Annotated in this window: 16 protein-coding genes; 11 read left to right on the top strand and 5 right to left on the bottom strand. The window is 69.6% G+C overall.

Annotated features, from left to right (window positions below):
• The 8 genes from AC07NX_RS18325 (at position 1) to AC07NX_RS18290 (ending at position 11,935) form a co-directional block, all read left to right on the top strand.
• The gene (locus AC07NX_RS18325) at positions 1-3,219 is read left to right on the top strand and encodes a glycosyl hydrolase (RefSeq protein WP_494643712.1); all 3,219 of its coding nucleotides are present in this window, start codon (positions 1-3) and stop codon (positions 3,217-3,219) included.
• A gap of 1,276 nt (positions 3,220-4,495) precedes the next feature.
• Entirely contained in the window at positions 4,496-5,926 is a 1,431-nt protein-coding gene (locus AC07NX_RS18320) for a DUF1593 domain-containing protein (RefSeq protein WP_494643711.1), read from the top strand.
• Positions 5,927-6,079: 153 nt separating this feature from the next.
• Positions 6,080-7,870 carry a thiamine pyrophosphate-binding protein gene (locus AC07NX_RS18315; RefSeq protein WP_494643710.1) on the top strand — a complete coding sequence of 597 codons (1,791 nt, stop codon included), beginning with the start codon at positions 6,080-6,082 and terminating at the stop codon, positions 7,868-7,870.
• Entirely contained in the window at positions 7,864-8,640 is a 777-nt protein-coding gene (locus tag AC07NX_RS18310) for an SDR family oxidoreductase (protein ID WP_494643709.1), read from the top strand. Before AC07NX_RS18315 ends, AC07NX_RS18310 begins: the two co-directional genes overlap by 7 nt.
• Positions 8,637-9,479: a sugar phosphate isomerase/epimerase family protein gene (locus AC07NX_RS18305; RefSeq protein WP_494643707.1), complete on the top strand. Its 843-nt coding sequence runs from the start codon at positions 8,637-8,639 to the stop codon at positions 9,477-9,479. The genes AC07NX_RS18310 and AC07NX_RS18305 overlap by 4 nt, the downstream gene beginning before the upstream one ends.
• On the top strand, positions 9,476-10,246 hold the full coding sequence (locus AC07NX_RS18300; protein WP_494643705.1) for an SDR family NAD(P)-dependent oxidoreductase: 771 nt from the start codon (positions 9,476-9,478) through the stop codon (positions 10,244-10,246). Before AC07NX_RS18305 ends, AC07NX_RS18300 begins: the two co-directional genes overlap by 4 nt.
• Before the next feature lie 10 nt (positions 10,247-10,256).
• The gene (locus tag AC07NX_RS18295) at positions 10,257-11,081 is read left to right on the top strand and encodes an SDR family oxidoreductase (RefSeq protein ID WP_494643703.1); all 825 of its coding nucleotides are present in this window, start codon (positions 10,257-10,259) and stop codon (positions 11,079-11,081) included.
• Positions 11,078-11,935, top strand: coding sequence for a class I SAM-dependent methyltransferase (locus tag AC07NX_RS18290; RefSeq protein ID WP_494643701.1), 858 nt, complete (start codon positions 11,078-11,080; stop codon positions 11,933-11,935). Before AC07NX_RS18295 ends, AC07NX_RS18290 begins: the two co-directional genes overlap by 4 nt.
• On the opposite strand, the gene AC07NX_RS18285 is transcribed toward AC07NX_RS18290, so the two are convergent.
• From AC07NX_RS18285 to rfbH, 3 genes are read right to left on the bottom strand one after another with little or no spacing between them, the layout of a single operon-like run.
• Positions 11,932-13,029 (bottom strand): class I SAM-dependent methyltransferase, encoded by a 1,098-nt coding sequence (locus AC07NX_RS18285; protein WP_494643699.1) that lies wholly within the window; start codon positions 13,027-13,029, stop codon positions 11,932-11,934. The genes AC07NX_RS18290 and AC07NX_RS18285 overlap by 4 nt on opposite strands.
• Positions 13,030-13,033: 4 nt before the next feature.
• Positions 13,034-14,164 carry a glycosyltransferase family 2 protein gene (locus AC07NX_RS18280; protein WP_494643698.1) on the bottom strand — a complete coding sequence of 377 codons (1,131 nt, stop codon included), beginning with the start codon at positions 14,162-14,164 and terminating at the stop codon, positions 13,034-13,036.
• Positions 14,165-14,182: 18 nt separating this feature from the next.
• The gene (rfbH, locus tag AC07NX_RS18275; RefSeq protein ID WP_494643722.1) at positions 14,183-15,451 is read right to left on the bottom strand and encodes a lipopolysaccharide biosynthesis protein RfbH; all 1,269 of its coding nucleotides are present in this window, start codon (positions 15,449-15,451) and stop codon (positions 14,183-14,185) included.
• A gap of 221 nt (positions 15,452-15,672) precedes the next feature.
• Between rfbH and rfbG the strand changes: the two genes are divergently transcribed.
• Entirely contained in the window at positions 15,673-16,761 is a 1,089-nt protein-coding gene (gene rfbG, locus AC07NX_RS18270; protein WP_494643697.1) for a CDP-glucose 4,6-dehydratase, read from the top strand.
• On the opposite strand, the gene AC07NX_RS18265 is transcribed toward rfbG, so the two are convergent.
• Positions 16,725-17,681: an NAD-dependent epimerase/dehydratase family protein gene (locus tag AC07NX_RS18265; RefSeq protein WP_494643696.1), complete on the bottom strand. Its 957-nt coding sequence runs from the start codon at positions 17,679-17,681 to the stop codon at positions 16,725-16,727. The two genes, rfbG and AC07NX_RS18265, sit on opposite strands and share 37 nt — an antisense overlap.
• Before the next feature lie 163 nt (positions 17,682-17,844).
• On the opposite strand from AC07NX_RS18265, the gene AC07NX_RS18260 reads away from it, so the two are divergent.
• Positions 17,845-18,777, top strand: a complete 933-nt coding sequence (locus tag AC07NX_RS18260; protein WP_494643694.1) for an N-acetylneuraminate synthase family protein — start codon at positions 17,845-17,847, stop codon at positions 18,775-18,777.
• A gap of 19 nt (positions 18,778-18,796) precedes the next feature.
• Here AC07NX_RS18260 and rfbF read toward each other — a convergent pair whose 3' ends face one another.
• On the bottom strand, positions 18,797-19,579 hold the full coding sequence (gene rfbF / locus AC07NX_RS18255) for a glucose-1-phosphate cytidylyltransferase (RefSeq protein WP_494643692.1): 783 nt from the start codon (positions 19,577-19,579) through the stop codon (positions 18,797-18,799).
• A gap of 362 nt (positions 19,580-19,941) precedes the next feature.
• On the opposite strand from rfbF, the gene AC07NX_RS18250 reads away from it, so the two are divergent.
• Entirely contained in the window at positions 19,942-20,778 is an 837-nt protein-coding gene (locus AC07NX_RS18250) for a hypothetical protein (protein ID WP_494643690.1), read from the top strand.
• Positions 20,779-20,840 lie beyond the last annotated feature (62 nt).

Here is a 20,840-nt window from a genome sequence, read left to right as displayed (position 1 = left end):
ATGGCGCGAAGCGGGATCTGTTTCGGCCTGACGGCGACGCTGGCGAGCGCCTGCCTCGCCCCGCCGACCGCCCACGCGGAGGACCCGCTGCGCGCCGGCTTCGAGACGCCGCCCGCCGCCGCCCGGCCCCAGGTCTTCTGGCAGTGGATCAACGGCAACGTCACCCAGGAGGGCGTCCGCCTAGACCTGGAATGGATGAAGCGCGCCGGGATCGGCGGGCCGATCCTGTTCGACATCGGCTTCGGCTCGCCGCCCATCCCGCAATATGTCGAGCGTCGCATCGGCTACGGCACGCCCGAGTGGAAGGCGATGGTGCGCTATTCGGCCGAGCAGTCGCGCCGGCTGGGCCTGGACTTCGGCCTGGCGGCCGGCGGCGGCTGGAGCGAGACCGGCGGACCCTGGGTCACGCCCCAGCAGGCCATGAAGAAGCTGGTCTGGAGCGAGGCGACGCTGTCGGGCGGGGAGCCGCGCCACCTGCCGTCGCCGCCCGGCGTCAGCGGGCCGTTCCAGGACCTGCCGATCAGCGCCCGCTTCGCCGAGCCGCGGCTCTATCGCGACGTCAAGGTCGTGGCCTGGCGACTGCCCGAGGACGGGACGGCCGTTCCGGAGGCGGCTTCGAGCGTCGGCGCGGTCGATCCCGCACGCCTGTCCGACGGGGCCTACGCGGTCCCCGCCCTGGCCGCGCCGCTGGCGGGCGAGGGCTGGGTGACGCTGCGCTTTCCCGAGGCGGTGGTCATGCGGGCGGTGACGGTCGGGGTCGAGGGGCCCGTGCCCAAGGGCGTGGTCGAGGCCAGCGCCGACGGCGTGACGTTCCGCCCGCTGGCCGTCCTGCCCGGCGCGGCGCGCCAGGGCCTGCCGGTCCGCACCTTCGCCTTCCCCGCCACGACCGCCCGCGTCTTCCGCCTGCGCCTGGAGGGCGTCGACAAGCCGGTGGCCGTCACCGAGTTCGCCCTGCACGCCGACCCCCGCGTCAACCGCTTCGAGGACAAGGCCGGCTGGGGCGTGCTGGACGACTACGAGGCGGTGGCCACGCCGGAGGCGGGGGCGGGGATCCCGACCTCGGGCGTGCTGGACCTGACCGACCGCCTGCGGGCCGACGGGACGCTGGACTGGTCGCCGCCGCCAGGCCGCTGGCGCGTGCTGCGCCTGGGCTGGTCCCTGACCGGCCGCCGCGACACGCCCGCCTCCGCCGAAAGCCTGGGCCTGGAGGTCGACAAGCTGAACGCCGACCATGTGCGGGCCCACATGCGCGGCCTGCTGGATCCGCTGAAGGCGGAGTTGGGCGATCTCTACGGCAAGGGCGGGCTGGGCCTGGTGATCACCGACAGCTGGGAGGCGGGCCAGGCCAACTGGACCGAGGCCATGCCGGCCGAGTTCGCCAGGCGGCGCGGCTACGACCTGACGCCCTGGCTGCCGGCGCTGACGGGGCGCGTGGTGGGCGACGCGGGCGCCACCGAGCGGTTCCTGTGGGACTATCGGCGCACCCTGGCCGACCTGCTGACCGAGCATCACTTCGAAGAGATCGCCAGGGTGCTGCACGGCGAGGGGCTAGCCTACGCCGCCGAGGCGCCGGGCGTCGACCTGCCGACCACCGCCGACGGCCTGCAGGCCAAGGGCCGCGCCGACCTGCCGATGGGCGAGTTCTGGGTCTATCCCAAGGACAAGCCGCCGCCGGCCGCGCACCTGGCCGACATCCGTGAGGCCGCCTCGGCCGCCCACGTCTACGGCAAGCCGCTGGTCGGGGCCGAGGCCCTGACCACCCTGGGCGAGGAGCCCTGGCGGACCGGTCCCCGACAGGCCAAGCGCATCGTCGACCGCTACATGGCCGAGGGGGTCAATCACTTCGTCCTGCACACCTCGGCCCACCAGCCGTTCCTGGACCGCAGGCCGGGCATGACCCTGCGCCAGTACGGCCAGCACCTGTCGCGCAACGAGACCTGGGCCGGGGGTGAGATGCGCGCCTGGACCGACTACCTGTCCCGCAGCGCCTGGATGCTGCGCCAGGGCAAGCCGGGCGCCGACATCGCCTATTTCTATGGGGAGGGCGCGGCCGCCGGCCTGCCGCTGCTGGAGGGCGGGAAGGCGAACCTGCCGGCGGGCTACGACTTCGACTATCTGGACGCCGAGAGCCTGGTCCGGCGGATGTCGGTGGCGGACGGCCGGCTGGTCCTGCCATCGGGCGTGAGCTATCGCGCCCTGGTCATCCCGCGTCGCATCGACCGGCTGAGCCTGCCAGTGCTGCGCAAGCTGGAGGCCCTGGTCGCGGCCGGCGCCCTGGTGGTCGGCGAACGGCCGCTCGGCTCGCCCAGCCTGTCGGGCGGCGCGGCCGCCGACGCCGCGTGGCGGGCGCTGGCCGACCGGCTGTGGGACGAGGGACGGGTGCGGTCGGGCGAGGTCGGCCAGGTCCTGGCGAGCGCCGGGATCGCACCGGCCGTGCTGCCGTCGAACGGCGCGCTGGTCTGGACCCGCCGGATCCTCGACGACGGCGAACTCTATTTCGTCGCCAACCCCTCGGACCGGCCCGTCGAGGCCGAACTGAGCTTCCGCCTCGCGGGCAAGGCCCCCGAGATCTGGCGGGCGGACACCGGCGGGGCGACGCCGGCCGGCTATGCGATCGATGGCGGACGCACCCGGGTCCCGCTGGCCCTGGCCCCGAGCGACGCGGTGTTCGTGGTGTTCCGCCGGCCCGCGCCAGCCGCCAGCCGCCCCGCGCCCGTCTGGACCACCACGACCCTGGCGCGGATCGAGGGGCCCTGGACCGTCCGGTTCGCGCCCGGCCTCGACGCGCCGGCGGCGATCACCCTGGACGCGCTGGGCTCCTGGACGGAGCAGCCCGACCCCGGCGTCCGCTACTTCTCCGGCGCGGCGACCTACGAGAAGACCCTGAGCGTCCCCAAGGCCTGGCTCCGTCCGGGCGGGCGCGTCCTGCTGGACCTGGGCGAGGTGCGCGAGTTCGCGACCGTCACCCTGAACGGCAAGACCCTGCCGGTGCTGTGGAAGCCGCCGTTCGCGGTCGACGTCACCGACCAGATCCGGCCCGGCGAGAACCGGCTCGGCGTGCGGGTGGTGAACTTCTGGGCCAACCGGATGATCGGCGACCTCCAGCCCGGCGCGCGCAAGCACACCTTCGCGCCGATCCAGCCCTTCGAGCCGGCCTCGCCCCTGTCGCCCTCGGGACTGCTGGGGCCGGTGACGCTGCAGCGCCAGGAAAGCCGGTAACCGGTTTCCGTCCATCCTTGCCAGGCGTACTTATGGCCCTGGGCGGCGTCGCCCGGGCCGAAGAGGCGATGTTTGACGAGGTGGGGGACGGCTACGCCTACGAGCGGGGGGCACCGTCGCGATGCGCTGGAACGACGCCGCGCGGCGGCTGGCGTTGGCGGCGCGTCCGTCGGGATCCGGCATCGGGCCGGAATGAGCGGCGATCATGGGGATGGACGCGGTTCAATCCCCGTCGGCGCCGACGGAAACTCCAGCACGCTCAAGGTCCTGCAAAATAAGCAGCGTCACGACCGCCGCCGTGCCTGGACCCGCCCCATAATGGTCCCACCTGAAGGCATGGGGAGGGCGCACGTACGGCGACCGATGCGGCTTTTAGGGGTGGACGAGCGGGAAGGCTTGTCCGCCGTGTCTCCTCGGAGACATCCCGGGTCGGTCCGCGGCAGGTTCGCCTCAGTCGCGACGAAGCTTCGGCGCCCGGGACAGGCGGATCGAGCCAGCAGGCCCGGGCTGAAATCGCCCGGGCGGTCCGGAGAGGTCGTCAACTCTCCGCCCGTCGGGGGCCTCCATCGGAGCGGGTTAAAAATCCGCGACCCGAAGGCTTCCGGATAACGGTTCCACGCGAAGCGCTCGGACTTCGTCGAAACGGTAACAACATCAAAGCTACTCCGGGCGAGGCCCGGGCGCTTCGCACCCTTCCCATCCCATCGCAGCTTCGGCGCGTGAGCGTGAAACCGCGCGTGCGAAAGGCCCCCTCAGTCGGCTTCGCCGACAGCTCCCCCAGAGGGGGAGCATCTGCGTCGTGTTAGATCCTCCCCCTCTGGGGGGCGAAGGGCCGGAGGGGGCCTCGGGCGCCGGCGGCTAAGCCAGGGTCGGCCCGCGCACCTACGCGGTGTCGAATTACGAGTAATATTTTCGAATTCTAACGTTTTCTCTGCCGGGCGCGGTGATGTCGGCGGGGATGGCGAACCTCAAGGGAAATCGCCGACAATCACCGTCTGTTTCGCCAACATATGAAGCATGTATCTTCAATATGGGACCTGTGATTGACAGCGAAATGTCGCCGTGACACCGTCCGGGTGAAATTCGAAATCATTCGAAAGCAAGCGCCGCAGAGCGCGTTGACGGGAGGCGGCGTCTTGGCGGACCGGAGCGGGGGCTCGCGAAATGGTCCGCTGGTCGACACCGCTTCGGCCTGGCGCCGGCGCGCCCCGCCGTGCCCGGTGCGCATGCCGGGCGGCCAAGACAAGGCGCCGACCTGTCCAGGAGCATCCGCACCATGAAGCGCCCCCGCCTGATCGCCGCCGCCGTCGCGGTCGTGCTGGGTCTCGGCGCCCTATCGGCCCAGGCCAGGCCCGCTCAGAAGGCCGCCACGCCGGCGCCGGCGCCGGCCGCGGCCAAGAGCCGGGTGATGATGCTGACCGACATCGGCGGCGATCCGGACGACCAGGAATCGATGGTCCGCTTTCTGCTCTACGCCAACGCGTTCGACGTCGAGGGCCTGCTGGCGGTCAGCTCGCGCCACCTGCGCACCGGTGTCCAGCCGGAGCAGATCCGCGCCCGCGTCGCCGCCTACGGCCAGGTGCTGCCCAACCTGAGGGCCCACTCCAAGGACTATCCGGACGCGCAATTCCTGATGGACCGGGTCAAGGCCGGCAGCGGCGCGTTCGGCATGGCCGGGGTCGGGGAGGGCAAGGACACCGAGGCCTCGCGCTGGATCATCGCGGTGGTCGACAAGCCGGACCCGCGTCCGGTCTACCTGTCGCTGTGGGGCGGCGCGGTCGACCTGGCCCAGGCGCTGTGGACGGTCCGCGACACCCGTTCCGAGGCCGAGACGGCGGCCTTCGTCAAGAAGCTGCGGGTCTATTCGATCTCCGACCAGGACAACGCCGGCGGCTGGATCCGCCGCTACTTCCCCGACCTGTTCTGGATCACCAGCATCCACGCCCACCGACACTACAATCTGTCGACTTGGGGCGGGATGTCGGGCGATCGGTTCTACTATTTCGACGGCCCGGACTTTGGCCTGGTGTCGCGGGAATGGGCGCGGGAGAACGTGCGCAAGGGACCGCTGGGCGCGCTGTATCCGCTGCCCGAATTCATCATGGAAGGCGACACGCCCAGCTTCCTCTACCTGGTCCCCAACGGTCTGGGTTCGCCCGAGCACCCCGACTACGGAAGCTGGGGCGGCCGCTATGGGAAGGTGTCGGAATGGGACGGGCTGTGGACCGACACCAGTGACTTCGTGGTCGACGCCCAGGGCAAGCCGCACCAGGACAACAAGGCCACCATCTGGCGCTGGCGCGAAGCCTACCAGAACGACTTCGCCGCCCGCATCCAGTGGACGCTGCAGGAGTCCTACAAGGGCGCGAACCACAATCCGCGGCTGGTGCTGAACGGCGTGGACGGTCGCGAGCCGGTCGAGATCACCGCCCGGCCGGGCGACCGGGTCGAGCTGAACGCCGAGGGCTCACGCGATCCCGACGGCGACAAGGTCGTCTACAGCTGGTGGCAGTATCGGGAATCCGAGGCGGTGAACCGTTCGCCCGAGCTGGCCCTGCAGCGCGGCGACCCGATGCACACCCGCTTCACGGTTCCCCAGGTCAGCGAGCCCACCCGCTTCCACGTGATCCTCGAGGCCAAGGACGCCGGAACGCCGGCGCTCTACGCCTATCGGCGGGCGATCATCACCGTGGCGCCCAAGACATGAGCGCCCGGCCTGGCCCTGGCGGCGCTCCTGCGCGACCTCGATCGACGGGACGCCTGAGGGCGCGCTTCGGGCGAAGTCGTCCGGCTTTGAAACGGCGACCTTGATCGCGCCGCCGTCCCCCGCCTATGCAGGTGTTTTCGGCGTGGTTGCATCATGAGTCCCTCTCGTCCTCCGATCCGGCCAGCGGCCGAGCGCAACATCGCCTCGTACGCGGTGGACCTGGCCGCGGCGCTGGGCGCCCGCGCGGCCTTCACCCTGACGGGCGGCATGGCGATGTACCTGAACCGGGCGGTCTCGACCCATCCCGGGCTGACGGCGGTCTACAATCAGCACGAACAGGCCTGCGCCGCCGGCGCCGAGGGCTACGCCAAGGCCACGGACTACCGGGGCGCGGGCCTGGCGGTGGTCACGGCGGGGCCGGGCGTGACCAACACCATCACCAGCCTGTGCTCGGCCTATGGCGACAGCGCGCCCGTCATCGTGCTGGCCGGCCAGGTCAAGACGGCCGACATCGACAGCTTCGGAACGCGCACCCACGGCGCTCAGGAAGTCCGTTCCCGCGACCTGGTCAGCCCCTGCGTCAAGCGCTTCGTCCGCGTCTCCGCGGAAGGGTTCCGCGACGAACTGGTCGAGACCTTCGCCGAGGCCTTCACCGGCCGGCCGGGGCCGGTGTTCCTCGAGTTGCCGCTCGACGTCCAGAACCTGGTGATCGACTACGCGCCCGAGGACGTGCTGGCGGCGGTCGAGGCCGTGCGAGCCCGAGCAGCCGGCGCCGCCGACCCGTCCGACGCCGCCTCGCTGGCCGACGCCCTGACCTGGCTGCTGGGCGCCCAGCGGCCGCTGGTCTATGTCGGCAACGGCTGCCGCGTGGCCGGGGTCGGCGCGGCCGTGCGGGCGTTCCTGGAAAGCCACGGCGTGCCGGCGGTGTTCTCGTGGCTGTCGACCGACCAGCTGCCGGCGGATCATCCGCTGAACTTCGGCGCCCCGGGCGGCCTGGCGCCGCTGTCGGCCAACCAGATTCTCTACCAGGCCGATCGCGTGCTGTTCCTGGGCGCGCGGCTGGACCTGGGCACCACGGCCTTCCAGCGGCACGACTTCGGCGCCCAGGCGGAGCGGGTGATGGTGGACGTCGACGCCGGCGAACTGGCCAAGTTCGCGGGCCTGCCCAACACCCGGGCGCTGAAGGCCGACCTTTCCGCCCTGCCGGCCGCCGTCCAGGCGACCCGGGCCGCCTCCAGCGCCATGGCCGCCGACTGGCGCGCCTGGTGCGAGGCCCGCCGCGCCGAGTACCTGGCGGACGAGCTCCAACGCCTGACCGTCGACAGCCTGAACGTCTTCGGCGTGGCCCAGCGCCTGTCGGCCTGGTCAGCGGGCAAGGTCTTCGTGCCCACCGGCTCCGGTTCGGCGATCGAGGCCTTCATCCGCTTCTTCGCCCCGGGCGGGGACAGTCGCTGCTTCTTCGGCGCCTCGCTGGGCGCCATGGGCCTGGGCCTGCCTCAAGCGGTGGGCGCCGCCTTCGCCACCGACCGGCGGGTGATCTGCGTCGAGGCCGACGGCGGGCTGATGCTGAACGTCCAGGAACTGGCGACGCTCAGCCACTATGCGCCCAAGGGCTTCGTGCTCTTCGTCCTGAACAACGACGGCTACACCTCGATCCATGCCTCGCAGAACCGCCACTTCGGCGCCGTGGGCGGGGCGGGGCGCGAGTCCGGCGTGTTTATTCCCGACTACGGCCAGGTCGCCCCGGCCTTCGGCCTGCGTTACGTCCGTGTCGAGAGCCTGGCGGCCCTGGATGCGCTGCTGCCGACCCTGGACGCCGACGCCCCGCCGATCTTCGTGGACCTGATCATCGATCGCGCCGAGTCCCGGGGCCCCACCGTCAAGACGGTGATCTCGCCCGACGGCAAGCTGTCCTCGACCCCGCTGTCCGACATCCAATGGTAGCCGCGCTCCTGACCCGGCTGTTCTCGCTGGAGGGCAAGGTCGCCCTGGTCACCGGCGCGTCGCGGGGCATCGGCGCGGCCTTGGCCGACGGCCTGGCCGGGGTGGGGGCCAATGTCGTCGCCGTGGCCCGCTCGCCGGCGCCGCGCGACCGCTTCCGCCATCCGGTTCGCTATGTCGCCGCCGACGTGGCCGCGGGGCTGGACGCCCTGGTCGCCGAGATCGTCGCCGAGCACGGCCGCATCGACGTGCTGGTCAACGCCGCCGGGGTCAGCGTCTCGGCCGCGCCGGGCGAGGCCCTGGCCGCGTTCGACGCGACCCTCGACGTCAACCTGCGCGCCGCCTACGCGGCCTGCCTGGCGGTCGCGCCGCACATGGCGGCCAAGGGGGCGACCCGGGGCGAAGGCGGGGGCGGTTCGATCATCAACGTCACCAGCATCAACAGCCTGGTCGGCTTTCCCGGCAATCCGGGCTATGTGGCGGCCAAGGGCGGGCTGCGGCTGCTGACCAAGGCCCTGGCGGTCGACCTGGGGCCGAGCGGCGTCCGGGTCAACGCCCTGGCCCCGGGCTACATCCACACCGACATGACCGCCGCCAGCTTCGCCGATCCCGAACGCCACGCCGCCCGGGCGCGCCACACCTGCCTGGGCCGCTGGGGCGAGGTCGAGGACCTGGTCGGGGCGGCGATCTTCCTGGCGTCGGACGCGTCGTGCTACATGACCGGCCAGGACCTGGTGATCGACGGCGGCTGGACCGCCAAGGGGCTGACATGAGCGACCTGGCCCGCCGCATCGGCTTTATGCAGGGTCGGCTGTCGCCGCAGATCGACGGCAAGATCCAGGCCTTCCCCTGGCCCTATTGGCGCGACGAGTTTCCACTGGCCCAGGACCTGGGTTTCGCGCGGCTGGAATGGACGCTGGACCACGACGACCTGGCCGCCAACCCGCTGATGACCGCCGAAGGCCAGGCCGAGATCCTGGCTCTGTCGGCCGCGCACGGCGTGGCGGTTTCGTCGATCACCGGCGACTGCTTCATGCAGGCGCCGTTCTGGAAGGCCACGGGCGCGGGCCGCGCGGCCCTGGTCGAGGAGATGGCGACGGTAATTCGGGCCGGGGCGGCGGTCGGCGCGTCGATCGTGGTCGTGCCGCTGGTCGACAACGGCTCGGTGGCGACCCCGGCGGAGGAAGCGGCCCTGGCCGAGGGCCTGGCCGAGCTGACCCCGCTGCTGCGCCGGACCGGGGTGCGGATCGCCTTCGAATGCGACTATCCGCCGACCCAGTTGGCCCGGTTCATCGCGGCCTTTCCCGCCGACGCCTTCGGGATCAATTTCGATATCGGCAACAGCGCCAGCCTGGGTTGGGCGCCGGACGAGGAGATCCCCCTGATCGCGCCGCGCCTGGTCAATGTTCACGTCAAGGACCGGGTGCTGGGCGGCACAACCGTGCCCCTGGGCCAGGGTAACGCGGACCTGCCGACGGTGTTCAAGCTGCTGGCCAAGGTCGGCTACGACGGTTTTCTCATCCTGCAGACCGCCCGGGCCGCCGATGGGAACCACCTGGGCGCGGCGCGGGCCTATCGCGGCCTTGTCCTGGACCTGGCGGGCGGATCATGAACCTGGAGCTGGACGGCAAGGTCGCCCTGGTCGGCGGCGCCAGTCGGGGCATCGGCCTGGCGATCGCCAAGGCCCTGGCGGCCGAGGGCTGTACGGTGGTCCTGTCGGCGCGGGGCCGCGAGGGCCTCGACGCCGCCGTGGTCGAGGTGGGCGGCGCGGCCTGGGGGCAGGTCGCCGATCTGGCCAATCCGAAGGATTGCGAACGTCTGATCGCGGCCGTCGAAGCGCGATTTGGGCGGCTGGACATCTTGGTCGCCAATGCCGGCTCCGGCGCGTCGGTCGCGCCGGGCCGCGAGACGCCGGACGAATGGCGGCGGGTGATCGAGCTGAACCTGTTCACGGCCACCAACCTGGTCGGCGCGGCGCGGCCGCTGCTGGCCCGCGCCAAGGACGGGCATGGCGGCGGGGCGATCGTCTGCGTCTCGTCGATCTGCGGTCGCGAGGCCCTTGGCGCGCCGGTGACCTATTCGGCCGCCAAGGCCGCGCTGGACGCCACGATCAACGGCCTGTCGCGCCCGTTCGCCGCCGACGGGATCCGCATCAACGGCGTCGCGCCGGGCAACATCCTGTTCCCGGGCGGGACCTGGGATCGCAAGCAGGCCGACAATCCCGAGGCGGTCGCCGCCATGCTGGCGCGCGACGTGCCCCAGGGCGTCCTGGGCCGTCCGGAGGACGTGGCCGACGCCGTGCTCTTTCTGGCTTCGTCGCGCGCCGCCTTCGTCACGGGCGCGGTGCTGGTGGTCGATGGCGGCCAGACACGGACGTGAGGAGGTTTCGATGACCCATCCCGTTGGCGTCGCCGCCTTCGACCTGACCGGCCGGACCGCCCTGGTCACCGGCGCGGCCGGCCTGCTGGGCCGCGAGCACGTGGCCGCCCTGGCCGAGATCGGCGCCAGGGTGATCCTGACCGACCTCGACCTGGCGGCGGCGCAGGCCGCCGTTGAGTCGCTCCGCCAAGCCCATGGCGACCGGGTGGTGGCCGCCGCCCTGGATGTCACCTCCGAAGCCTCGATCCGCGCCGTTCTCGAGACGCATGGCCCGATCGACGTGCTGGTCAACAACGCCGCCGTCGATCCCAAGGTCACCGCCGCCGGCGGGCCGGAACTGAGCCGCCTGGAGCATTTTCCGCTGGAGAGCTGGGACTTCCAGATCGCCGTCGGCCTGACCGGCGCCTTCCTGTGCGCCCGGGTGCTGGGCGCGGAGATGGCCCGGCGGGGCGCGGGCGTGATCCTCAACATCGCCTCGGACCTGTCGGTGATCGCGCCCGACCAGCGCCTGTACCGCAAGGACGGCGTCGCGGACGAAGACCAGCCGGTCAAGCCGGTGACCTATTCGGTGGTCAAGGCCGGTCTGGTGGGCCTGACCCGCTATCTGGCCGGCTACTGGGCGGGGCAGGGGGTGCGGGTCAACGCCCTGTCGCCGGGCGGGGTGTTCAACGACCATCCCGACGCCTTCGTCGACCGGCTCAGCCAGCTGATCCCGATGGGCCGCATGGCCGGGGTCTCGGAGTACCGTTCGGCGGTGCAGTTCCTGTGCTCGCCCGCCTCCAGCTACATGACCGGCCAGAATATCCTGATCGATGGCGGGCGGACCGTGTTGTGAACATCGCCGAGCGCTGCATCTGCTGCGACGGCGACCGCCTGCGCAGCTCGCCGGCGGTGCTGATGCCGTTCGTCGCCTATCGGGTGTTTGGCTGGGAGCCGGTCGAGATCACCCCGGCCTGGGGCATGCAGACCCTGAGCCTGGGCATGGCCTATCCGCTGTGCAACTCGCTGCAGTGCGAGGCCTGCGGGGCGCTGTTCCTCGACATGCGGTTCAGCGACGCCGAGATGGGCCGACTCTACGGCGGCTATCGCGGCGCGGATTACACCGCCGTGCGCGAACGGTTCGAACCGGGCTATGCCGCGCGCAACAGCCTGCTGATGGAACGGGCGGCCTATCTTCCCCAGGTCGAGGCGATCATCGCGCCCCATCTGACGAGGGCGCCGCGCGTGCTGGACTGGGGTGGCGACACGGGCCTGAATACGCCGTTCCGTGACCGCGCCGCCAGCGTGTCGGTGTTCGACATCTCGGGCCTGTCCATGGCCGAAGGCGTTACCGCGGTGGATCGGGCCGACCTGACGCGGGCGGACTTCGACCTGGTGGTCTGCAGCAACGTCCTGGAGCACGTGCCGAGCCCGGCTAGCCTGCTGGACGAGATCGGCGCCGTGATGACCTCCCGGACGCTGCTTTACCTGGAGGTTCCGTTGGAGGCCTATGTGGCCGAGAACTCAGGGGTCGAGGATCTGGCCGCCGGCAAGAAGCATTGGCACGAGCACGTCAACTTCTTCACCGAACCCGCCCTTCGAGCTCTGATCGCCCGCAGTGGTCTGGCCGTGGTTCATCTCGAAGTGATCGAAACCGAAATCTACGGACGGTTGGGGCGGCAGTTCTGCGTGCTCTGTCGCCAGGCCTAGAGATAGCGGATCTCACTGTTGGGATAGGTCCGCCGGAAGAAGTCCGCCAGGTTCGAAAACTGCGACACGGTGCAGACGACCAGGGCGCCGTCGATCTCGGCGGTCTGTCCGGGCTCGACGAACCGGAACCGCGCCGGGCCGGCCCGCGACAGGGCCGCCGCGTTGCGGTCGATCACCGCCAGGATGTTGCCTTCCAGGCCGTGCAGAGGCCCCCCCGCCGCCAGGCTGCGATGGAAGTTGTCGCCGAAGCCGTAGACGAAGAACCGGCGGTCGCGGAGCTGGGCGTGGAGATCCGCCCAGTTTCGCGCCTCGGATCGCAGATACGCGTCGATCGCGACGGGGACGGCCTGTTCGCGGCGCCGGTTCCGCAGGACGACATATTGGGCGGGATAGACGTCACCCAGGGCATAGGGCATCCGGTACGTCCCACCAGCCACGACGTCGAACCCCTGCGGCGCGATCTTCAGGAGCGCGCGCTGCGAGAAGTGGTTGATGTGCAGCCGGTCGACATAGTAGCCGAAATGGGGTTGCGGGAAGCTCGTATAGAGTTTGGGATCCGGGGCCTCGATGTGGACCAGGCCGCCTTCGCCGACCAGGTCGAACAAACTCCTGATCTGGTCGATGTCGACCATGTGTTCCACCACGTGGCTGAGGATCACCAGATCGTGGCCGGCGTCGGGAAACTGGTTGCTGAACCGCAGGTTCGGCAGGTCCGAGGGGAAATCGGCGTTGACATCGAAACCCAGGAACTGGACCTGGGGAAAGCGTTCGGCCAGGACGTGCAGCAGGCCGCCGCCGCCGCAGCCGAAGTCCAGCACCGAGCGGACCGGCTGCGAGAGGATCAGGCCGGCCAGGATCTCGGTCTGGGGCAGGTTGCGGTACTGGCCATGTCGCTGAGCGGTGTCGTTGGCGACCGCGGCGTAATGGTCCTGGTAGCCGATCGGGTCGCGCGGCCAAGTGAAGGCGAAGTCGCAGTTCGCGCAGCCATGCAAGGTGACGGCGCCTGGCAGGTTCGGCTTTTCACCAAAGCGCAGTTCGACGATCGGGGCGCCGGCGTCCAGGCCGCAGATCGGGCAGGGCGGCTTGAGCGTCATGGCCTCAGGGCGCCGTCGGTCGCGTGAACACGTCCGAGGCGGTCAGCGCCGCCTGGCGAGCTTCGGCCAGGGCCTGGGTCGCCTGTGTTTCGCGCTTCGCCAGTTGCCGGAGCGTATTGTTGTAGGTCCAGAGTTCGGCGAACTGCGCCGGTCGGTCCGGCCGGCAATGGGGCAGGATGGCCTCCAGGGCGCGGCGATGGCCCAGGGTCAGGTAGTATCCCGAATAGAGCGCCCGCAATATGTTCTCGAAGACGGTGTCGACGAGGGTGACGTCCGGCCGGTCGTAGGACTTTACCCGCCGGTGGCCGTTGGTGCGTTCGAACAGGTCGGCCGGCGCCCCGACCTTGGCCATGACCTCGATCAGCAAGCGCGGCAGGTCGCCGGCGTAGTCGAAGAAGTTGCCGCCGTTGTAGTCGATGGTCTGGGAGTTATCGACCCGGTGCACCAGGTGGTTGGCCGCGCTGTAATAGGCCGGGGCGTGGGCGTGCTTTTCCAGGAAGGCGACCACATGGGGGTGGCGCGTGTCGGTCCGCAGATAGGGTTCGGCGTCCAGGGTCCGGGCGGTTTCGGTATTCTCGATCTGGGCGCTGATGAAGGCCAGCTGGTTGATCCCGAATGCGCTGAACAGATCGATGAAGGTGTCGAAGCGCTTGTCCGGCACGGCGTTGAGTTCGGTGTAGAAGACCTGGGTCAGGTCGGCGTTGGCCGCGCGCTTGTTCAGGGTCAGGAAGCTGGGCGCTTCGCGCTCGAGGATCCGGACGACGCTGGCGACACCGCCGTCCAGCAGCACGTCGTCCGATCCGAAGGTCCAGGTGTAGCGGCCTTGAGCGCGCCAGGGCGCGGCGAACAGATTGAAAAATCCCCCCTCGTCGCGGGCGTTGATCATGTAGCCCAGGCATGGGTAGTGCTCGGCCAGGGCCTTGATCATGGTGTTGGTTTCAGGGCCCGAGGCGTTGTCGCTGATCAGCAGCTCGACCTTGTTCTCCAGGCCGTCCTTCAACTGTTCGGCGATGCTCTGCACCGTGAATTGCAGTTCGGCCGCTCGCTCGTAGGTCGGAATGACGATGCTGAGCACCGGCGGCTGGGTGAACGGCCGGACCTGGCTGTCGGCGAGGGCGCATTCGAGTTTGGACATGGGCTCTCTCGCTGAGGATCAGGCGGACGCCGCGGCGCGGGCGCGGCAGAAGGCGTGGAGGGTGTCGAGCATGTAGGCGACATGGTCGGCGCCGAGGCCGGGATAGACCCCGATCCAGAACGTCCGCTCCATGATCGCGTCGGCCACGGTCAACTCGCCGGCGATCCGGAAGTTGCGGCCGGCCATGTAGGGCTGGCGCACGAGGTTGCCGCCGAACAGTAGGCGGGTGCCGATGCGGGCGTCCTCCAGGTGGCGGGTCAGCGCGTTGCGGGTGAAGGGCGCGTCGGGCCGGACGGTGATCGGGAAGCCGAACCAGGCCGGGTCGCTGTTCGGCGTGGCCTCGGGCAGCACCAGGAATTCCTGCAGGTCGGCCAGGCCCTCCTTCAGGGCGGCGAAGTTGCGCCTGCGCGCGGCGATGAAGCCGTCCAGGTGGTCCAACTGCGTCAGGCCCACCGAGGCCTGCATGTCGGTCATCTTCAGGTTATAGCCCAGGTGGCCATAGGTATACTTGTGGTCATAGCCGCGCGGTAGGTCGCCCATCTTCCAGCCGAACCGCTTGCCGCAGGTGTTGTCCATGCCCGGCGCGCAGAAGCAGTCGCGACCCCAGTCGCGGAACGACTCCGCCAGGCGGCGCAGGAATTCGTCATTGGTGAACACCGCCCCGCCTTCGCCCGTCGTGATGTGGTGGGCGGGATAGAAGCTGAGGGTGGCGATGTCGCCGAACGTGCCGACCTGCCGGCCATCATAGGTCGAGCCCAGGGCGTCGCAGCAGTCCTCGACCAGCCACAGGCCATGCTCGTCGCAGAGCTTGCGGATGGCGGCCAGGTCGAACGGGTTGCCCAGGGTGTGGGCCGCCATGATCGCCCTGGTCTTGGGGCCGACGGCGGCGGCGACCTTGTCGGGATCGAAGTTGTAGGTGGTCGGCAGCATGTCGACGAACACCGGGACCAGGCCCGCGCCGAGCAGCGGGTTGACCGTGGTCGGGAATCCGGTAGCGGCGGTGATCACCTCGTCGCCGGGCTTGAGCTGACGGGCCTTCAGCTTGGGCGAGGTCAGGGCCGACAGCGCCACCAGGTTGGCCGATGAGCCGGAATTGACGGTCATGGCGAACCGGGCGCCCAGGCGCTGGGCCAGCTTCGCCTCGAAGGCGTCGTTGAAGCGGCCGGTCGTCAGCCAGAAGTCCAGAGCGGAATCGACCAGGCTGCGCATGTCCGAGGCGTCGTACATCCGGCCGGACACCGGGACCGGCGATGCGCCGGCCTCGAACGCCTTCGGCGCATGGGCCAGCGTGTGGTATTCCTCGACCAGGGCGAGAATCCTGCCCCGCAGCGCCGCGGTCTCCTCCGAAGGTTCCTGAAACGAAATGACGCGCTCCCCCGATGCGCCGCCGATCGACGACCTTGCCGCTCCGCACAGGCGGAGATCATGATTATCGCCGATTCGGCGCTCAGGCGGCGCGTCAAACGGCCGCGTACGCCTGGCGGCGTCCTCGTCGACTTCAGGGACCCATGACCATCGGCATTGACGAGGACTTCTGGCGCGGGCGGCGGGTGCTGCTGACGGGTCATACTGGCTTCAAGGGCGGCTGGATGAGCCTGTGGCTGGAACGGCTGGGGGCGACGGTGCGCGGCGTGGCGCTGCCTCCGGACAGCCAGCCAAGCCTGTTCGAGGCGGCGCGCGTTGCGGAGGGACTGGACAGCCTGATCGCCGACGTGCGCGATCCTGGCGCCATGGACGCCGCCGTGCTGGACTTCGCGCCCTCGGTGGTGATCCACATGGCGGCCCAGCCTCTGGTGCGGCGCGCCTACGACACGCCGCGGGAGACCTTCGCCACCAATCTGATGGGCACGGTCAACCTGCTGGACGCCGTGCGTCGCCAGCCGCGTCCGGCCACGACCCTGATCGTCACCACCGACAAGGTCTATGAGAACCTTGAGCATGGCCAAGCCTATCGGGAAGGCGACCGCCTGGGCGGCCGAGATCCCTACAGCGCCAGCAAGGCCTGCGCCGAATTGGCGGTGAAGGCCTATTTCGCTTCCTATCTGGAAGGCGCTGGCGCCGCGGTGGGAGTCGCGCGGGCGGGAAACGTGATCGGCGGCGGCGACTGGTCGCGCGACCGGCTGCTGCCCGACCTGCTGTCGGCCTTCGCGCGCGGCGAGGCGGCGGCGCTGCGCAATCCCGCGGCCGTACGTCCCTGGCAGCACGTTCTGGAGCCGTTGCACGGCTATCTCCTGGCCGTCCAGGCCTTGGCCGCCTTATCCGCGGGCGGGCTGCGAGCCTGGAACTTCGGTCCTGACGCGGATGGCGCCCGGTCGGTGGGCGAGGTGGCGAGGATCGCGGCGCAGGCCTGGGGCGGGGACGCGCGGCTGGTCGAGCGGAGCGACCCGTCCGCGCCCCATGAGGCCGGCTTGCTGACCTTGAATTCCGACTTGGCCAAGGCCGAACTGGGCTGGAGGCCGCGCTTGGGCCTGGAGCAATCGGTGGCGCTGACGGTGGACTGGTGGCGTGACGCCCTGGCCGGTCGCGATCTGCGCGCGACCACCCTGGCGCAGATCGATCGCTACGCCTCGTCCAGCGCGCCTGTCGCCGCCAGGTAGGCGACCGTGTCGGCCACCGTCCGCGCCAGCGGCGTCGGGGACTCGCCACGCCGGAAGAGGGCGCTCTGATACCGTCGGCCGTCGCCGACATACCAGTCGCCTGGACCGTCACCAGGCTCTGGACGATCGATCGGCGGATCGCTTCGACCCAGGGCCTGGCCGACCGTCCTGGCCAGCGCGCCCAGTTCGACGACCTCGGCGCCGCCGACATCGAACGGTTCGGCCGACTGGGTCCCGTCCACCGCCATGCCGAGGATCACCCGGGCCATTTCCGAGACGTGGACGAAGCTTCTGAACACCGGATCAGCGGCTTTGATGGCGATCCGGCCACGCCGTGCGAGGGCCAGGATGAAGGCGCCGAGGGCGTAGGCCTCGGTGTGGTTGATGAACGGGCCGCCCAGGTTGAACACGCGTGGAATCAGCACGGGCCTGCCGGTCCGGCGGGCCCATTCGGCGATGGCGGCCTCATGGTCGCGTTTCATGGCTGCATAGGCCATGCGCTCCGGCGAGCCGATGTCGGGACGGCCGACGGCGCCCGACGAGAATGCGACCAGTCGTCGCGTTTCGCCCGTGTCAGCCAGGGCCAGAACCTGGTCCAGCAGGGCGTCGTTGCGACGTCGCACCTCCAGGAGATCGCCGCCTTCGACCCGGTCGCCGCCGACGATCGCGGCGTGCAGGATCAGCCACTCGCCGTTTCCCAGGCGCGGCAAGGCGTCCAGCGGCTCGATCAAGGGTTGGTGATCGCCAAGGTCCAGGGAGCGACGGGAAGAGCCGAACAGTCTCAGACGACCGGGTGGAAGGTCGGGGCGCGTCGCCAGCACCTGGTCGGCCAGCGCCATGCCGACCCAGCCGGACGCCCCGACGATCGCCACGCAACTGGAGGGGCGCGCTAACCATGCGGCGAACTTGCACCTAGGCATTATCGCCGACTCCATTCTAGACAAGGAAACGCAAATCACGGCCGTAGCAGGCGGTCGCGATAGATATACCAGCCCACGCTGGAGCCAAGAGCCCTCGCGGCGGCTTCCGCGCCCCGGCGGGCGATGTCTCCGACCTCGCTCGCCGTACAACAGGACCCGGACCATGCAGACCGTCGACGCCTCGATCAACAAGGCGCTTTCCGTGGAGAACATGGCCACCGAGCGTCTGGCTTCGATCCCGTGGCCGCTGGCCGATCGTCCTTTCGTGATCGCCGAGATCGGCATCAATCACAACGGCGACCTGGAGATCGCCAAGTCGCTGATCCGGGCCGCCAGCGACGCGGGCTGCGACGCGGTGAAGTTCCAGAAGCGGACGATCGATATCGTCTACACGCCCGAGGTGCTGGCCGCGCCCCGCCAGAGCCCGTGGGGCGAAACCCAGCGTGCCCAGAAGGAGGGCCTGGAGTTCGGCGAGGCCGAGTACGACGCCATCGACGCCTTTTGCCGTGAACTGGGCCTGGCCTGGTTCGCCTCGGCCTGGGACGTGCCCAGCCAGTCGTTCCTGGCCAAGTACGACCTGCCCTACAACAAGCTGGCCTCCGCCATGCTGACCCATCGCCCGCTGGTCGAAGCGGTCGCCGCCGAGGGCAAGCTGGTGTTCGCCTCCACCGGCATGTGCACGTTCGAACAGATTGACGCCGCGGTGGAGATCCTGCGCGCGGCGGCCTGTCCGTTCGTGCTGATGCACACGGTGTCGACCTATCCGACCCCGCCCGCCGACCTGAACCTGATGACGATCGACACCCTGCGCCGCCGCTATGGCGCGCCGGTCGGCTACAGCGGCCACGAGGCTTCGGTGGAGCCCAGCCTGGTGGCCGCCATGCTGGGGGCCGTGGCCATCGAACGCCACATCACGCTGGATCGGTCGATGTACGGCTCGGACCAGTCGGCCTCGCTGGAGCCGGACGAGCTGAAGGTGTTGGTCTCGCGCCTGCGCGACCTTCGCGAGTGGCTGGGCGACGGCGAGAAGCGCGTCACGCCCGGCGAGGCCTCGGTCGCCGAAAAGCTGCGCTACTGGCCGGGCGACGCGACCTAGAGACCCGTCAGCCGGGCGCCTACCAGGACTTCCAGGGCGCGCCCTTGGCCCACAGATCTTCGAGGTGGAGTTTTTCGCGCAGCGTATCCATCGGCTGCCAGAAGCCGTCGTGGCGGAAGGCCCGTAGCTGCCCGCTCTTGGCCAGCCGCTCCAGCGGGGCCTGTTCGAACACCGTCTCGTCGCCTTCGATCAGGTCCAGGACCTTGGGTGACAGCACGAAGAAGCCGCCATTGATCCGTCCGCCCTCGGCTGAGGGCTTCTCGACGAACCGCTCGACGGTGTCGCCCTTTATCTTCAGGGCGCCGAACCGAGCGAGGGGGCTGACGGCCGTGATCGTCGCCTGGGCGCCGTGGGCCTCATGGAAGCGGACCAGCGCGCCGATGTCGACGTCGGACAGGCCGTCGCCATAGGTCAGGCAAAAATAGGGATCGTCGGCGATGTAGCGGCCCACCCGCTTGATCCGCCCTCCGGTCATGGTCTCGTCGCCGGTGTCGACCAGGGTGACCGTCCAGGGCTCGGCATGGCGCTGGTGGACCTCGACCTGGCCGTTCGGCGAGATCGTCAGGTCGGCGTTCTGGTAGGCGTAGTTGAGGAAGTATTCGCGGACCTTGTCGCCCAGGTAGCCGCAACAGATGACGAAGTCGTTCAGGCCGTGGGCGCTGTAGCACTTCATGATGTGCCAGATGATCGGCCGGCCGCCGATCTCGACCATCGGCTTGGGACGGACCTGGGTCTCCTCGGCGATCCTTGTGCCCTTGCCGCCGGCGAGGATGACGACCTTGGTCTTGTTGTTCTGCGCCATGCGACCGCTTCCGACGGGGAATCTCCGCGCGACTCTACCGAAGTCGGAGGCGGGAAACACCACCGTTCGCGGACGGTCGCTCCGCGCCGCGGTTCGGAGAAATGGCGTCTGGACGGATCGCGAAGGCCTGTTAAGCTCCACCTATGAGTTCAGTTGGCGAATTGATCCCTCAATCCGCGTAACCTTGACTGTAGGCCGTCAGGGTCCGGGGGATCGGGCGTCAAGCCACGGCGTCTCGCCAGGCTGCGCCGGCTTGAGGGGCTGTCGTCCTCGATTCCGGCTGGCGTCGACCGTTTGCCGACCTGCGTACCCGAATTGTCCGGGAAGAGTTCCGTGTCCACCCGAGTTTTCGAGGAGGGATCATGAGCGCTTATCGCGGTTTCATCGTGTTGGGGGCCGGGGTCGTCCTGGTCTTGCTGCCGTTCCTGATCTTCGTCGCCGCCGGTTGGCCGGGTAGTCCCGACAGCTGCATGAACACAACGCCCAACACCTGCTTCTGCGAGGCCTTCGATCCGGCCGACGTGATCGCGCACGCCAAAGGCGTCCGGCAGCCGGTCAACACCTGGTTCAACCTCTATTCGATCCTGACCGCCGGCCTGGTGGCCTTCGTGATCTACCTGGACCGCAAGGACGGCGCGCGCGGCGAGAACGTCATGCGGTCCGACAACCTCATCGCCGATCTGTACGTCTTCGCCGTGCTGTTCCTGGGCTTGGGCAGCATGTGGTTTCACGCCTCGATCGTCGGCTGGGCGGGAAACTTCGACGGTCTGTCGATGTACATCTATGCGGCTTTCCTGGTGTTCTACACCTTGCGCCGCCTGGTTCCCGCCGATTGGGTGTTCTGGGTCTTCTATCCCATCACGGTCGTGGTGTTCGTGATCATCCACGCCATCTGGCAGTGGGAGTTCAAGTCGCTGATCCTGATCGTCACCCTGGTGGCGGCCTATCTGGCGCTCGAGATCGTCGCCTGCGTGCGGGACGGCAAGCCCTGGCAGGGCAAATGGCTGACCATCCTGCTCTGGTGGCTGGCCGTGGGCTGCATCATCACCGCGACCGTGTTCTGGGCGCTTTCCCAGACGGGCGAACCGATGTGCCACCCCACGGAGTTCTTCCAGCCGCACGGCATGCTCTGGCATCCGTTGGCCGGCGCCATGGCGGTGCTGCTCTATTTCTATTGGCGAGAGGAGAATCGAGCGTGACGGCGGCTCGGGTCGCGAGGGCGAGGGCTCCGCCAATGCCCGGCGGTCACGGCGCATTGTCC

The sequence above is a fragment of the Caulobacter sp. GW821-FHT09A05 genome (genome assembly GCF_059418465.1).
The sequence above is the reverse complement of the archived record's forward strand: the minus strand, read 5'-3'. Positions and strand labels throughout refer to the sequence as shown.